This window comes from Flavobacterium sp. W22_SRS_FP1 (assembly GCF_052113685.1).
Classification (GTDB): domain Bacteria; phylum Bacteroidota; class Bacteroidia; order Flavobacteriales; family Flavobacteriaceae; genus Flavobacterium.
The window spans coordinates 1-15,433 of record NZ_JBGQOE010000001.1 but is presented as its reverse complement, the minus strand read 5'-3'; the positions used below and the strand labels follow the sequence as shown (position 1 = coordinate 15,433).

General features: G+C 33.6%; 10 protein-coding genes. 3 read left to right on the top strand and 7 right to left on the bottom strand.

The annotated features are described in order from the left end of the window. Positions 1-78 precede the first annotated feature (78 nt). Entirely contained in the window at positions 79-2,874 is a 2,796-nt protein-coding gene (locus ACEN2H_RS00050) for a triple tyrosine motif-containing protein (RefSeq protein WP_441729425.1), read from the bottom strand. A gap of 159 nt (positions 2,875-3,033) precedes the next feature. Here ACEN2H_RS00050 and uvrA point away from each other — a divergent pair, with 159 nt between their 5' ends. Beyond that, positions 3,034-5,820, top strand: a complete 2,787-nt coding sequence (gene uvrA / locus ACEN2H_RS00045) for an excinuclease ABC subunit UvrA (protein ID WP_441729424.1) — start codon at positions 3,034-3,036, stop codon at positions 5,818-5,820. 150 nt (positions 5,821-5,970) lie between these two features. Here the strand turns inward: uvrA and ACEN2H_RS00040 are convergent, their stop codons facing one another. The 5 genes from ACEN2H_RS00040 to ACEN2H_RS00020 all read right to left on the bottom strand — a co-directional run bounded on the left by ACEN2H_RS00040 (position 5,971) and on the right by ACEN2H_RS00020 (position 12,442). Beyond that, positions 5,971-6,276 carry a hypothetical protein gene (locus ACEN2H_RS00040; protein WP_441729423.1) on the bottom strand — a complete coding sequence of 102 codons (306 nt, stop codon included), beginning with the start codon at positions 6,274-6,276 and terminating at the stop codon, positions 5,971-5,973. A 306-nt stretch (positions 6,277-6,582) separates the two neighbouring features. Further along, positions 6,583-8,052, bottom strand: coding sequence for a lipopolysaccharide biosynthesis protein (locus ACEN2H_RS00035; protein ID WP_441729422.1), 1,470 nt, complete (start codon positions 8,050-8,052; stop codon positions 6,583-6,585). A 37-nt stretch (positions 8,053-8,089) separates the two neighbouring features. Then, entirely contained in the window at positions 8,090-9,376 is a 1,287-nt protein-coding gene (locus ACEN2H_RS00030) for a glycosyltransferase family 4 protein (RefSeq protein WP_441729421.1), read from the bottom strand. Between the two features lie 286 nt (positions 9,377-9,662). Then, positions 9,663-12,110: a YfhO family protein gene (locus tag ACEN2H_RS00025; protein WP_441729420.1), complete on the bottom strand. Its 2,448-nt coding sequence runs from the start codon at positions 12,108-12,110 to the stop codon at positions 9,663-9,665. Positions 12,111-12,160: 50 nt separating this feature from the next. Next, a complete protein-coding gene (locus ACEN2H_RS00020) occupies positions 12,161-12,442 on the bottom strand; it encodes a DUF4834 family protein (RefSeq protein WP_441729419.1) in 282 nt (93 codons plus the stop codon). 122 nt (positions 12,443-12,564) lie between these two features. Here ACEN2H_RS00020 and ACEN2H_RS00015 point away from each other — a divergent pair, with 122 nt between their 5' ends. Further along, positions 12,565-13,530: a transporter gene (locus ACEN2H_RS00015; protein WP_441729418.1), complete on the top strand. Its 966-nt coding sequence runs from the start codon at positions 12,565-12,567 to the stop codon at positions 13,528-13,530. A gap of 9 nt (positions 13,531-13,539) precedes the next feature. Continuing rightward, positions 13,540-14,658, top strand: a complete 1,119-nt coding sequence (locus tag ACEN2H_RS00010) for a GTP cyclohydrolase (RefSeq protein ID WP_441729417.1) — start codon at positions 13,540-13,542, stop codon at positions 14,656-14,658. Between the two features lie 119 nt (positions 14,659-14,777). Here ACEN2H_RS00010 and ACEN2H_RS00005 read toward each other — a convergent pair. Then, a partial coding sequence (locus ACEN2H_RS00005) for an aminotransferase class I/II-fold pyridoxal phosphate-dependent enzyme (RefSeq protein WP_441729415.1) occupies positions 14,778-15,433 on the bottom strand: 656 nt, incomplete at its 5' end.

The following is a 15,433-nucleotide window of genomic DNA, read 5'->3' as shown; positions in this document are numbered from 1 at the left end:
ATTGTCATTTATGCCTTAAATAAAAAAAACGTTAATGTTGTGGTACTGTACAGTTATTATGTTGAAACAATAGAAATACTATACAGATAAAATATATTCTACAAGTCCATGCTCATGTGAAAGATCCATTTTTTTTCTCAAACGATATCTTTTTATTTCCACGCTGCGTACTGAAATATTTAACAAGGGAGCTATTTCTTTGGACGATAGGTTTAATCGAAGGTATGCGCAAAGCCTTAAATCACTTGGAGTTAATGATGAATGAGCTAGTTTTATTTTTTTCAAAAAATCTTTGTCTGTATTTTCAAAAGCCTCCTTAAAAACACTCCAAGAATCATTTCCAGTAATGTTCTTGGTGATTGTAGAGATAACAGATTTTAAGTTTTTATCATCATTCGTTTTTTTCAGATCTTCTTTAATAAAAGCCAGTAGTTCATTTTTATTGTGCAAACTCATTGCAGAAACGGCTAATTCTCTGCTTTTTATATCGACATCCAGTGAAAGCTGTTCATTTTTCACTCTCATCATTTCATGTTCGTTTTCAAGCTCTTTAATTTCCAATAAGCGATTGTTTTCTTGGATTAATTTATCTTCTTTCTTTTGGTAATACCTTCTACTAAATTTATGGATAATTTGTGCTAATACAATACCTATTAATAAGTAGATAAATAATGCAAAACCACTCCTATACCAGGGTTTATGAACTGTGAAAGAATAGGCAGCGGTATTTCCCAATACAGAATTAGCAAACTTAGTTCTAACTTTAAAGACATATCTACCCGAAGGCAGGTTTTTAAAACTTACTGCGGTCTTTGTACTCCAGTCGCTCCAGTCATCTTGAAACCCTTCTAATAAATACTGATATTCAGAACTGATATACATATTATATTCGGGAACTGTGTAGTTGAAAATTATATTATTCTCATCAAATTCTAGGCTGCCTGCTTCTTGAATAGAACTGTTTGTAAAATTTCCATTTAATTTACTTGTTGCTACATTTGAGATAGCCACCTTGTAATTTTTAAAACTTAAATCATTGATATTAATAGTATAATAACCGTCAGTGGTCCCAATAAGATAATCATAATTTGATATTTGGGATATGTTTTCAAACCCAGACATTGAGTTAGTTAAGTAAGCTGGTATAGAAATTAAATTTTGTTTCAGCTGATTACTTAATTTACTCAAAGAAAAATAGTAAATATAGCTTTTAGAAAATAACCATATTTTATTAGACTTATCTACAATCAATTTACCGGAGGTGTACTCATCATTTTTAAAAAATGAACTCAAAAATTTATCTTTTTCAAATAGCTTACTTTTATTATTCAACTTAAAAACCCCCGACTTAGAGGCATAGTAAATCGTATTGTTAAATTTTGTCAAGCCCGCATTTTTTCCTTTTTCGGGTCGCTTATATGCAGTAACTGATTTTGCTTTCAATAATGCTTTATCTAACTGCAACCTAAAAACCCCTTTATATTCATGACTGACATATATTTCAAAAGCGTCAGTAATTTCGAAATATCGCGCTGAATAATCAAAACCAGCAATTTTGTTTCTATACCGCCACTGATTATCAACTTTTTCCAATACTGAAATCCCGGAATAGTTTCCTTGAAGCAAAATCCCCTTTTGATTAGGAACTGTTTTGAACTTCCAAGTTCCTGATTTTGGAAATATATTTTTTGAAGTTCCATTTTCTATAATTAATGTTCCCGAATCGTGTCCACAAAACAAGGTTCCGTCATACTCGAACAAAGACCAAACCTGACCTTTAGTACCACTAATAAATTTAAATTCCTCGGCGCTTAGATAGTCCTTATAGAACAAGCCTTGATTAGTTCCAATATATAAGATCCCATCATACAGCTTCGAGGAGTATACTGTCCCTAACTTTCCTGTAACATCAACAAAGTTTTTAATAGGAGACTGAAGGTTTATACAATTAACACCATTATCTAAACCCACCCAAAGGTTTTTATCGGCATCTTCAAACAAAGACAAAGCAGTGTTATTACTTAATCCTTTATTTTGAGAAATATGATACTTAATTTTTCCTTGGGTATTTAAAATAAAGATCCCACTAGAAACAGTACCAATAACGTAACTACCGTCAGATAACAAACTACTGCTATAAACGCTGTTTGCCATCATTTCCGAATCAGCTTCTGTTGAAAATTTAGATAAACTTCTTCCAGTCAGCCTATACAAGCCATGAAATTGTGTTTGAATCAAAAGTCCTTCGTCAGTGGCAAAAATATTAACAATCCTATTGCTTATTAAAATTGGGTTATTGGAAACTAATTGTGCTTTCCCACTTTCTATTTCAAAAAGACCTTCATTTTCTATTTGAAAGTATATCGAGTTTATAGTACTGAAAGATTTAGTGATTCTATTTTTTGGTGTGATTATCTTAAAACTGCCTGCCTTAGTATCATAAATATATATTCTATCTAATGATTGAAAAACAACCCATTGATCATAGTGCGAGATATTCCAAAACTGTTCATCATCAAGTATGTCTTTTACTATAATTTTACTGAGTGAAGCGTATTTTAATTTACCATCACTTTGTCGCGTCCAGTAACCAAATTCCATGTAGCCTCCTGTATACACTTTATTACCAATCACTTTTACGGAACGTAATATTGTCTCATTTGGGGATGGATACAGTTCCCAATTAGAGCCATTATACTCTAATAGACCTTCATTGTTTGCAAAAAAAATATAATGGCTTTCATCTTGGGAAATCATCCAGTTTTGATTTCCTGCGCCATAAGTAGATGGTGCATATTTCACGATTGGCGGCAAATCCTGTGAAAAAACACTAAAGGATATAAAAAACAGCACGATACAAATTTTGCTTTTCATTTGAAAAATAATTTAATTTATTGCAAAAATAAGTTGTTAAAAATAGTAATCTAAATTAGTTTTTACAACATAAAAACCAATAAAAATTTAAATTTGTGATTTGTTTTAACTCATTTCCCCGATGAAAATTGATTACTTTTGTACAATATAATATTTTTTATGCAAGTTGACTTTTCCAAGATAGATCCAAAAAAAAACATCATAATTAAAGGCGCCGAAGTTCACAATTTAAAAAGTGTCGATGTTGTAATTCCCAGAAACAAACTAGTAGTAATTACTGGGCTTTCCGGCTCAGGAAAATCCAGTTTAGCATTTGACACCTTGTACGCCGAAGGCCAGCGCCGCTATGTCGAAAGCTTGTCTTCTTATGCGAGACAGTTTCTTGGTCGGTTAGACAAGCCAAAAGTGGAATACATTAAAGGGATCGCTCCAGCAATTGCAATTGAGCAAAAAGTAAATACCACTAATGCCCGATCTACAGTAGGAACTTCTACTGAGATTTACGATTATATGAAGTTGCTTTTTGCCAGAATTGGAAGAACTTTCTCCCCAATTTCTGGGCAAGAAGTCAAAAAAAATACGGTTACCGATGTTGTCTCAGATGTGAAAAGCTTTGACATCGACAGCAAATGGTTACTTTTAGCTCCAATATATCTGGAAGAGGGAAGGAAACTAGAAGACAAACTAAAAGTACTGTTACAGCAAGGGTTCTCGAGAATTTTGATTGATGATAAAATGATACGCCTAGACGAAATAGGCCAGTATTCTTTAGACAAGAAAGACATAACTCTTATAATTGATCGAATTGTAGTAAAAGAAGAAGAGGATTTTTATAACCGCCTGGCAGATGCAATACAGACTGCATTTTATGAAGGAAAGGGTATCTGCTATTTACAGGAATTAAATTCTGAGAAAAGATTTTCTTATTCCAATAACTTTGAGTTAGACGGAATAAATTTTTTAGAACCAAACGTCCACCTATTTAGTTTCAACAACCCTTATGGTGCCTGTCCCATTTGCGAAGGTTATGGAAACATTATAGGTATTGATGCTGAACTCGTTGTCCCGAACACCACTTTGTCTGTATATGAAAACGCTATTTTTCCATGGCGTGGCGAAAGCATGAGTTGGTTTAGAGACGAATTGGTAAACAATGCTTACAGATTTGATTTTCCAATACACAAACCATTTTATCAACTGAATGAAGATCAGAAAGAGTTAATATGGAAAGGAAATCAATACTTTCAAGGTCTAAATGACTTCTTCAAAGAATTGGAAGAGAAAAATTATAAAATACAAAATCGCGTGATGCTTTCCCGGTACCGCGGTAAAACCAAATGCTATTCTTGTAAAGGAAAGCGTTTGCGTATTGAAGCATCCTACGTAAAGATAAACTCAAAAACCGTTTCTGATTTGGTAGATTTACCAATCAAGCACTTAGTCACGTTTTTTGAAGATTTAGAATTAGATGAATACGAAAAGCAAATCGCTCGCCGCCTGTTATTGGAAATTAACAATAGATTGTCCTTTTTGACTGAAGTGGGTTTAGATTATCTGACTTTAAACAGAAACTCTTCGACCCTTTCCGGAGGGGAGTCCCAACGAATCAATTTGGCCACTTCACTTGGAAGTAGCTTGGTAGGTTCCATGTATATTTTAGATGAGCCAAGTATTGGCTTACACCCAAAAGACACCGAGCGATTGATAAAAGTACTATTATCATTACGCGACTTAGGCAATACCGTAATTGTCGTAGAACACGATGAAGATATCATGAAAGCTGCTGATATGATTATTGATATTGGACCAGAAGCGGGCTCATTTGGAGGAGAGTTAGTCGCTCAAGGTACATTTGATGAAATCCTGAATTCGACATCACTAACTGCTAAATATCTTAATGGCGATCTTGAAATAACAGTGCCAAAAAAGCGACGTAATTTCAAAAGTTTTATAGAGATAAAGGGCGCCAGAGAAAACAACCTACAGAATATAGATGTAAAATTTCCTCTAGATGTCCTAACAGTTATTACAGGTGTTTCTGGAAGCGGTAAAAGTACCCTAATTAAGAAAATTTTGTTTCCGGCGATGCAAAAAAAACTGGATAATGTGGGCGAAAAAGCAGGCCAATTTACTGAAATTAGCGGTTCATTTTCCCAAATAAAACATATTGAATATGTGGATCAAAATCCAATAGGCAGAAGCTCCCGTTCCAATCCCGTGACCTACATCAAGGCTTACGATGATATTAGGGATTTATTTGCCAAAGAAAAATTGTCTAAAATCAGAGGTTATCTACCTAAACACTTTTCTTTTAACGTAGACGGTGGCCGTTGTGAAAGTTGCAAAGGTGAGGGATCCATAAATGTAGAAATGGTTTTTATGGCAGACGTGCAGTTACCATGCGAAACCTGCAATGGAAAGCGATTCAAGAAAGAAGTACTTGAAGTAGCATTTGCATCCAAAAACATACATGACATTCTAACAATGACAATTGATGATGCCTTAGCCTTCTTTGAAGCGAATCAGCAACACAAAATAACGCAAAAATTAAAACCCCTGCAAGATGTGGGATTGGGATATGTTCAATTAGGTCAGTCTTCCTCGACGTTATCAGGAGGAGAGGCACAAAGAATAAAATTAGCTTCTTTCCTCGTAAAAGGGGCCACAAAAGACAAAGCACTGTTTGTATTTGACGAACCTACCACAGGGCTACATTTTCACGATATCAAAAAACTACTAGCCTCTTTTGAAGCATTAATAGAGAAAGGACACTCAATTCTCGTTATAGAGCACAATCTTGATTTGATAAAGTGTGCAGATTGGATCATTGATTTGGGACCAGAAGGTGGAGAAAATGGAGGCCAACTTTTGGCTGTTGGGACCCCTGAACAAATCGTAAAAATAAACGCGTCAGTTACTGGAAAATACTTAAAAGAAAAGTTGTAAGTTAGAAAATTCTCATTCAAAAATAGCCAATTTACTAAATATGAACTCTTACATCTCTAAGTAGAAAAATAGATGATTTATAATTGGTTAGATCCTCATTTTTTGCCTAAAACCAGTTTTCTAAGCACTCTAAGACTATAATTATTTGAATTAATTATAACATTTGTCTTCAAAAGTATTACCGTCTTCATCAATAGCAATCAATATTCTTTTCTCTTTCGAAGAAACGCAGCACAAATAAACCCATGCCAAAGACCATATTCCTAATGTGATAAAAGACAGAAGTAAATTAAAGTTGTGATTTACTTTTTTCCCTCTTTTTGATAAGATTGCAAAAGGTAATTTATCATTTATTTCCTCTATTTTAAATCCTTTATTTACTTTATCCTTTAAGGCTATTTTGAATTTGAGCAGGTTTTTTTCGCTGGTAATTTTAGTAATTTCGATACTTTTCATTTTCTTTACTGATAAAATTCGTACAAGATTATTTGATAAAAGTAAACAGATCAGCCTAACCACACAATACCCACTTTTAGTGATATTTGAAAAATATTCATTTGACTATTGACGAATTAAAACTATCAGATTTTACACCGTTACAAGAAGATGAGATTAAAAAAAGAATAACTATTGAGGTGTAAAAGAAACCACTACCACCATGATTCTAGTAATTTCCATGTTTTTTGATGGTCGAAAATATAAAAAAACGGTTATTACTAATCAAATTATTTATTTGACTTCTGGCCAAAATCTACTAACTAATTATAATCTTATTTTTAATCTTTTTAACGCTATATCAATAACCTGATTTATTTCTGTAGAAATCTTAAACTTATAATTAACATAAACATAAGAAGCCGTTACCAGAACCGACTTAAGTCCAATAGCTATAATAGGGCTAAAGGGAAAATGCCAAAAGTAAAACACTAAGAACAAAACAAATGTTAAACCGATAGAATATAATGTTTGTTTTGTAAATGGAAACAACTGCAATCTCTTTACGACAAACATTAGCTTAGCCAAGCTGTAAAATGTTATCGACAATAAAGTAGCGAAGGCAGACCCTAAAATTCCGTAGATCGGAATAAAAACCATATTTAATCCTACCGTTACAAAGACCAAAACGACACCGAGAAACAATACGGCCCGATAATATTTTGTATTGAAAATAATCGCATTATTATTCCCTAAAATCAGATCAAAATACTTTGACAGTCCGATCATAAAAACGACCAAAATCCCTCCCCCATATTCCTTTGGAACCATCTCATATAATTGGCTGATATTAACAAAAATACACAACATCACAAAACCTCCCACGACTTGTAAATTAATAGATGTTTTTTTATACAAATCATTCAACTCATCATGCTTGTTATCGTGCATTAACTTTGCAGTGATTGGATACACAATTTGATGCATCGCACGACTGGGAACTGAAATAACTAAAGCAATATAAGTAGCCACTGAATAATACGCAATATTCTCGATTTTAATATATTGATTCAGCATTATCTTATCAATATCTAAAAGTAAAGTGGCGACACTTCCTGACAAAATAATAAAAAAAGTATACACCATAATCTCTTTGGCATTATGGGGAATCGAGAACTGAAATTCTGGTTTTTTTAGATAAAAAGCATACAACATGGTCACGATAAAAGCCAAGAAATAAATACCGGCAGTTACATAAACAAATTCAATAACTGTAATCAACTTAAAATAAACACCAATCAAGGCTAGTAATGAAAAAGTGCGCAGAGCAACTTCTTTGATAAAATTACCGAAAACAGAATGCATGTGCACTCTAGCCCAAGCATAAAATATTTCGAAGTACGCCATACACAATCCCGTAAATGGAATAAGCCATAAGTAATCCTTAACTATTGGGTTTTTCTGAGATAAGTAGGTTGAAATGTCATCAAAAAAGCATAACCCAATCAGCAATAAAGGAATTGATAACAAAAGAGGTAGTAACACTGTAAAAGATAAAAACCGGTCCTCCTCTTGCTCTGTTTTGCATTGCGAATAAAACTTAACCAAAGAGTTTTGCATTCCAAAAGCAAATAATGGCATTACAATACTAGCCGCAGATAGAATATAATTCGTTAATGCATAATAGGTTGCTCCGAGAAAAAAGGGATATAAGTATATGGTGTTAACTGCGCCAATACCAAAACCGATATAGGTAATTATTGTGTTTTTTAAAGACTGATTTAATACTATTCCCATTCTTAATCATTACGAGGCACGAAGCAATCTCTTTACATTATTTATTGAGGAGCTCAACTAATTCTTTCGTTAAACTTTTTCTTGAATATTTTTGCAAACCTACGCCATTCGACTTTAGTTTACCATCCAAATATTGATTATAATAAAGTAAAATTACATTTTTCAGTTTCTCTTTCTCAGAATAGTCAAAAAACACTCCAGTATTAGTATCGGATATAATTTCGGCAAAATCAGAATGGATGGGTCCGATGGCTACAATAGGTCTTCCTGAAACCATATATTCAAATAATTTACCCGGAATGATACCTCGCGTTTCCTTAGAATTAATTTCAATCAACAACAAAACCTGCGATTTTTTTTGATGGGCAATGGCTTCGCTATGCGAAACATAACCCAAGTTATTCAAGTGGGGGTTTAGCCCAAACTGCGTAATAGTCTCCAAAACCTCCTGACTTACTGCACCAATCAATTTAATCTCCAAATGCTTTTTAAAATCTGGAATCTCAGCTAATAACAGCACTAAACTTTCCCACAAAATGGCAGGGTTTCTTTCGGAAAGGAAAGAACCTATGTGAGCCAAACTAAATTTAGCATCCAAATCTTGCTTATCAATATCTTCAATATCGTAACCATTAGTTATTACCTCAATTGGCTTACGTGTTATCGCTTCAAACTCTGTCTTTGTAGTTTTACTCGTTACAATAATGTTATCCGCAGTATTCAATACTTTATGTTCTAAAAACTTATGCTTTTTGGAGGCATAGTTAGATAACCGCAAAGATTTATGGTAACCTATTGTAGTCCATGGATCCCTAAAATCGCCTATCCACTTTACATTTGTTTTTTGTTTTAATTCAAGTCCGATAAGATGCAAACTGTGAGGCGGACCTGATGTAACTATGGTATCAATGTTATTTTCAGCAATATACTTCTCCAAAAAACGAACCGAAGGTTTTACCCAAAAAACACGTGCATCTGGAATAAAAAGGTTCCCGCGAATCAATAGAAAAAGTTTGTCTAAAAAAGACTGTTTCTTTTGGTTTGGTATAATACCAGAGCTTATCTTTTTTGTTTTATTTTTCGAAAAAAAAGAAGCTATTTGATAGGGTTCGAATATTTTATGTCTTAAAATGATAGCTTTCTCTGACACCTCCTTGACTAAATTTTTATCAATAATGGGATAGGTTGGATTGTCAGGAATAAACACCACAGGCTGAATCCCAAAATCAGGTAAGTACTTAACGAACTTTAACCAACGTTGCACTCCAGGACCACCAGCTGGCGGCCAATAATAGGTAATTATTAAAACTTTCTTTGAATCCAATTTAGACTTTTATTGTAAGAGATTTAAAATCGACAAAGAACAACTTACTATTTTTAAACAATCCTCTAGAAATAAAGTAGACAACCGGCAAGAAAGGTATTATAGAGTAATATCTAAGTTTGTCAAAAAAGATATAAATTCCATATAAAACACCAACAACAAAGCCTAAAGCGAATAGACACAATAATATTTGTTGAAATGATTTTAATCTTAGTAATTCTTTCATAAATTTAATTATTAGTGTATTTTTCTTATACAAACATACTATTTCAAAAAGACAATCTCATTAATTAATTGTGTTCGCTTCTTTTTTTCCTGTATTTCTTTTTTGTTCATAATAAATTCCACCAATCAGAAGCAACAACATCCCAACAACACTAATCAATGTTATAATACTTCCTGTTTTTATCACTTGAGGTTCAAACTTGAATTCAATAGTATGTTTCCCACCTGGTACAACTAATGCTCTCAGCACATAATCTACAGGGAAGTGATCTGTTTTGACACCGTCAATATAGGCATTCCATCCATTTTCGTAATAAATTTCAGAAAAAACTGCCAAGCCTTCATTCGTATTATTGGAAATGTATTTTATATAGTTCGGCTCATATTCCTTAATTTTTATCGTTCCTGTTGTATCCAGATTTCTTTTTAAACGTGCATTTTTAAACTTATCTCCATAGAGGTGAATATTAAAAATAGCTGCTTTTTTAGTATCGAACTTGTCCAACATTTTCATTTCGTCATTCGCTTTATTAACCAGTTTGACATCATTAACAAACCAAGCATTTCCATTTGCATTAGGATTTACAGTCGGAAATTGTTTGCCTTCTTTATCCGTTTGAATAATGTATTTAACATTCAGCATGTTTAAAACCTCCATGTTATTTTTAGAAATCTGGTAATCGAATAACTGCTGCACTCTTCTTGGCTTAGCAGCATGATACCCACCAATTGATTTGTGGAAATAAGAGGCTCTAGCACTAGAGAAGTTCCCACTCACCTCAAAAACACGATAAATAGATGTGTCCTTAAGAATCTCTATATCCGAAGGAGTTTCCTCAAAGGGTACCGATATTTCTCTTCCGCTTACAAAATCCTTTGCCGAAACATAATTTTTATCGACAAAAAATAAATCAGAAACCATGAATAGGCCTACAAGAATAACAGCCGTGTTTTGGGCAATTTTACTTTTTATAAACAACCATAATGTCCCAGAGACCAATAAAACAAAAAAACCAGAACGCAATAAATCAGCGCTATACAAGCTCATTCTGTCTCCCTTGAGTGCTTCAACGAACTCAGGACCATAACTGTCAAGGTAATAACCATCGTTAACTCCAGAGAAACTGAACATGCCTTTGCTTATAAATAAAACTACAAGAAGTCCAAATGCAACAGAACCAGCTTGTTTATGAGCTTTCCACTGCCCTACTTTTTCTAATTTAAAAAAGGATTGTAATCCCATAATGGCCAAAACAGGAAAACACAATTCCAGTATCACTTGTATTGATGAAACAGCTCTAAATTTATTATACATTGGAATGTAATCGATAAAAAAGTCCGTCAGTATAGGAAAGTTTTTACCCCAGGAAAGCATCAATGCTGTGATGGCTCCAGTAAGAAACACGTATTTAATTTTTCGTTCATCAATAAATAGGGCTAAAACACCCAAAAAGAAAACGACAACACCTATATAAGCAGGCGCCGCAACAATAGGTTGGTCTCCCCAATAGGTCGGCATTCCACTCACAAAATCGCTGGCTTGCTCTGCAGGCACCCCTTTTCCGATCATGAATTCGTACATCCTACTATCAGTTCCTACCGCTTCATTATTTGATCCTCCAAAAAGTCGCGGTGCAATCAGATTAAAGCTTTCCGCCACTCCGTAACTATATTCAGTAATATATTCTCGGCTCATTGCACTAGAACTAGTGTTTTTTGACCCATCCGGATTGTAACTCAACTCTGTCTTCCCTCTTGTACTAAAGCTAGCATATTCCGCAGTCGCCAAAAGACTGGTAGCATTAGCACCAATAGCAAGAATCCCAGCGACAGCAAGTACCCCCAAAGATTTGAAAAGCGCTTTATTGTCTTTCTTTTTTATATCTAAATAAATAAAATAACCCGAAAGTATTAATAAGAATATTAATAAATAATAGGTCATTTGAAAGTGATTAGCATTGATTTCCAAAGCTGTGGCTAACATCGTCACTAAACCTCCAAGAACGTACCTCTTCCTGAAAACCAATATAAAACCGGCGATAACAAGAGGCATATAGGCAATAGCATGCGCTTTAGCATTATGGCCAACACCTAGTATAATTATTAAATAAGTAGAAAAACCAAAAGCTAAAGCACCGAAGAAGGCCTTTAGCGGATCCACCTTCAAAACCAATAGTAAACCGTAAAACCCTAAGAAGTATAAAAACAAATAATCTGCTGGCCGAGGCAAGAATCTTAATACATCATCAATAGATCCTATATAATCGTGCGGGTATTTAGCCCCTAATTGATATGTTGGCATTCCTCCAAAAGATGAATTTGTCCAATAAGGTTCCACATGTTCCGAAGCTCTAAAGTCGTTTTGCTCTTTAGCCATACCCGTATACTGAGCAATATCCGATTGAAAAATCTGTTTGCCTTGTAAAACGGGATAAAAATAAAGGAGGGAGATGAATACAAAACCAAAAATGGCTAGCGCGTGAGGATAAAACTTATTTATTATTTTCAATTTTCCGGGAATTTTTTTTTAAAATATTTATAATGCAAACTACTTCAAATCTAATCTAATTCTTCGTAATCAACATATTCTCCCACCTTTTTAGTTTCTCGTGGGTTTCTATCATTTTTCGCATTAAAGATAACCTCATCGTTCGTTTGCGTTTTGTTACGTGAACTACCCTGCGAACGCTGTTGCTGTTGTTGAAAATTTTCACCAGCTTTTTCAACCACTTTTTTAACTATTAATGGTAAAAACAGCTTAGCCAACAACTTAAACACATAGTAGAATGTAAGTATATAAAACACTATTTTTATAAAACCCGAAAAAGAGGCAGTTTGCATAATTTAATAATTTTTTTCAAAATTAATAAATCCTACGTTCAAAACTAAACTATCGTTCTTAAATAAATAATAAATTATAGTACATTTGAAAAGCGTTATTACTTTTAAACTCAAAAAATAATATGTCAAAACTTAAAATTGTGTTTTTTTTCGCTCTAGTTACTATACCTAGCGTTAATTACGGGCAACATACAGATCAAATTAATTCCAATAGACCCGGAGAAACTATGTCAGCTTTTGCTGTTGGGAAAAACGTGATTCAAGTCGAAACAGGAATCTATGGAATTCAGGAAAACCACAGACTATTAGAATATGATGCTAACGGTTATGGCTTAGACTTCACGCTAAGATGGGGCTTGTTTATGGAAAAACTAGAGTTGATAGCTGATTTACAGTATCAAAATGAAGACTTCACAACACCATTCAGCAGCATCAATAAATCTGCATTAAAACAAACCGTTTTGGGTGCTAAATATTTAATTTATGACCCATTTAAAAATTATGAGAAAAAAGTAAATATTTACAGTTGGAAAGCAAATCAGTCTTTTAATTGGCATCAATTAATTCCTGCCGTTTCTGTTTTTGCGGGTGCCAATTTCACGATGGCAGACAATCCGTATTACTTTTCTTCAAACGCCGACATTTCTCCAAAAATCATGTTGATTACACAAAATCACTTCGGTGATGGAACCTGGGTTTTTGTAACCAATATTATCGCAGACTACGTTTCAACCGATTATCCAACTTACGGTTACGTATTCACTTTAACAAAAGGTTTTAATGAAAAATGGTCTGGATTTATTGAAAATCAGGGTTTTAAAAGTGATTTCTACAGCGATGCCATAGTTCGTGGTGGTGCCGCTTACTTATTGAATAATGACATGCAAATTGACGCATCAATAAGCACTAACTTTAAGGACACACCCACAGTGCTTTATGGTGGTATTGGCTTCTCTTGGCGCTACGATGCTAATTATAAAGAAGTGCGTATGAGTCTTGACGAAGGAGGAAACAAAAAATCAAAGTCACAAAAAAAAGCAGAGAAGAAAAATAAAAAACGCAAAGAAGCATTAGAAAATACATTATAAAATTCCACAATGATTACAATTAAAGAAGCTATCACTAAAGGCGAATTAACAGATTACATCAAATTCCCTTTTTCACTATACAAAGACAACGAGTTCTGGGTACCACCAATCATAGCCGATGAGCTAGAATCCTTTGACAAAACAAAAAATCCTGCTTTTGAGAATGCTGAGGCTTATTTTTATCTAGCATATAAAGACAATGAAATTGTAGGTAGAATTACTGCAATTGTAAATTGGTCCGAAGTAAAAAACCAGCAAAAGAAGAAAGTGCGTTTTGGATGGTTTGATGTCATAGATGATCTTGAAGTGACCAAAGCCTTACTTGAAAAAGTGTACGAATTAGGCAAGAAAAACGACTTAGAGCACGTTGAGGGCCCGATGGGATTTTCTAATCTCGATAAAGTAGGAGTCCTTACTGAAGGATTTGATCAACTGGGAACCATGATTACTTGGTACAATCACTCCTATTATGCTACTCATTTTGAGCAATTGGGTTACGTTACAGAAAAAGAGTATATCGAAAGTAAGTTTCCATTCAAAAATGTTAAACTAGAATATTTTGATAAAGCTCAAGAGTTAATCAAGAGGCGATACCAGCTTAAATCTTTAAATTTTAAGAAAACTAAAGATGTCATGCCTTATGTTGATAAAATGTTTGATTTATTTAATGATTCATATGCCAGTTTATCTTCTTTTGTAGCTATTTCAGATACACAAAAAGAATATTTCAAAAAAAAATACATCAGTTTTATAAATCCAGAATACATCAAATTTGTAGAGGATAAAGATCATAATTTAGTAGCATTTGCTATCGTTATGCCTTCTTTTTCAAAAGCATTACAAAAAACCAATGGGAAGCTTTTCCCTTTTGGTTTTTTACATTTATTAAATGCTAAAAATAATAGTAAAGAAGTTACTTTTTACTTAATAGGAGTACATCCCGAATATCAAAATAGGGGAGTTCATGCTATTATTTTCAAAGAATACCATACCACTTTTACGGAAAAAGGAATTGAAACCTGTATTAGAACACCTGAATTAGCAGATAATCTTGCTATTCACAAATTATGGAAACATTTTAATCCGGAGATAAATTGCCGTAGAAAGACTTTCAGGAAAGAACTTTAAAAAAGTAATATCAGGCTTTTTTACTCAAAATAAAAAATCCATCAGCCTCAACTAGACTGATGGATTTTTTTTTATTTAACTCCAAACTGAACATTTAAAAACAGAGCATTGTGTATTAACTATGCATCTAAATCAACAGTAGTTCGTAATGCAATTTCTTTATAAGTCCCGTTTTCTAATTTTTCACGAATCGCCTCAAAAGCAACTAGTGTTTCATCGATATCAGATAACGTATGTGAAGCTGTAGGAATCATTCTCAATAATATAATCCCTTTTGGAATTACAGGATAGATTACAATCGATAAGAAAATACCGTAGTTTTCTCTCAAATCATTTACCATAATCATTGCTTCTGGAACACTACCCTCGAGATAAACAGGTGTAACACATGTATTAGTATCTCCAATATTGAAGTTTCTGGAACGCAATCCGCTTTGCAATGCATTTACGTTTTCCCAAAGTTTATCTTTCAATTCTGGGTGGTTACGCAATAGTTCTAAACGTTTCAGTGAACCAATTGTCTGAATCATTGGTAATGCCTTGGCAAACATTTGAGAACGCATATTGTATTTAAGGTAATCAATTATGTCTTTATCAGCAGCAACAAATGCACCAATGTTAGCCATTGACTTTGCAAAAGTAGAAAAATAAACATCAATATCATCCTGAACACCCTGCTCCTCACCTGCTCCGGCACCTGTTTCACCAAGTGTTCCAAAACCATGTGCATCATCTACAAGCAAACGGAAATTATATTTTTGCTTCATTGCAACAA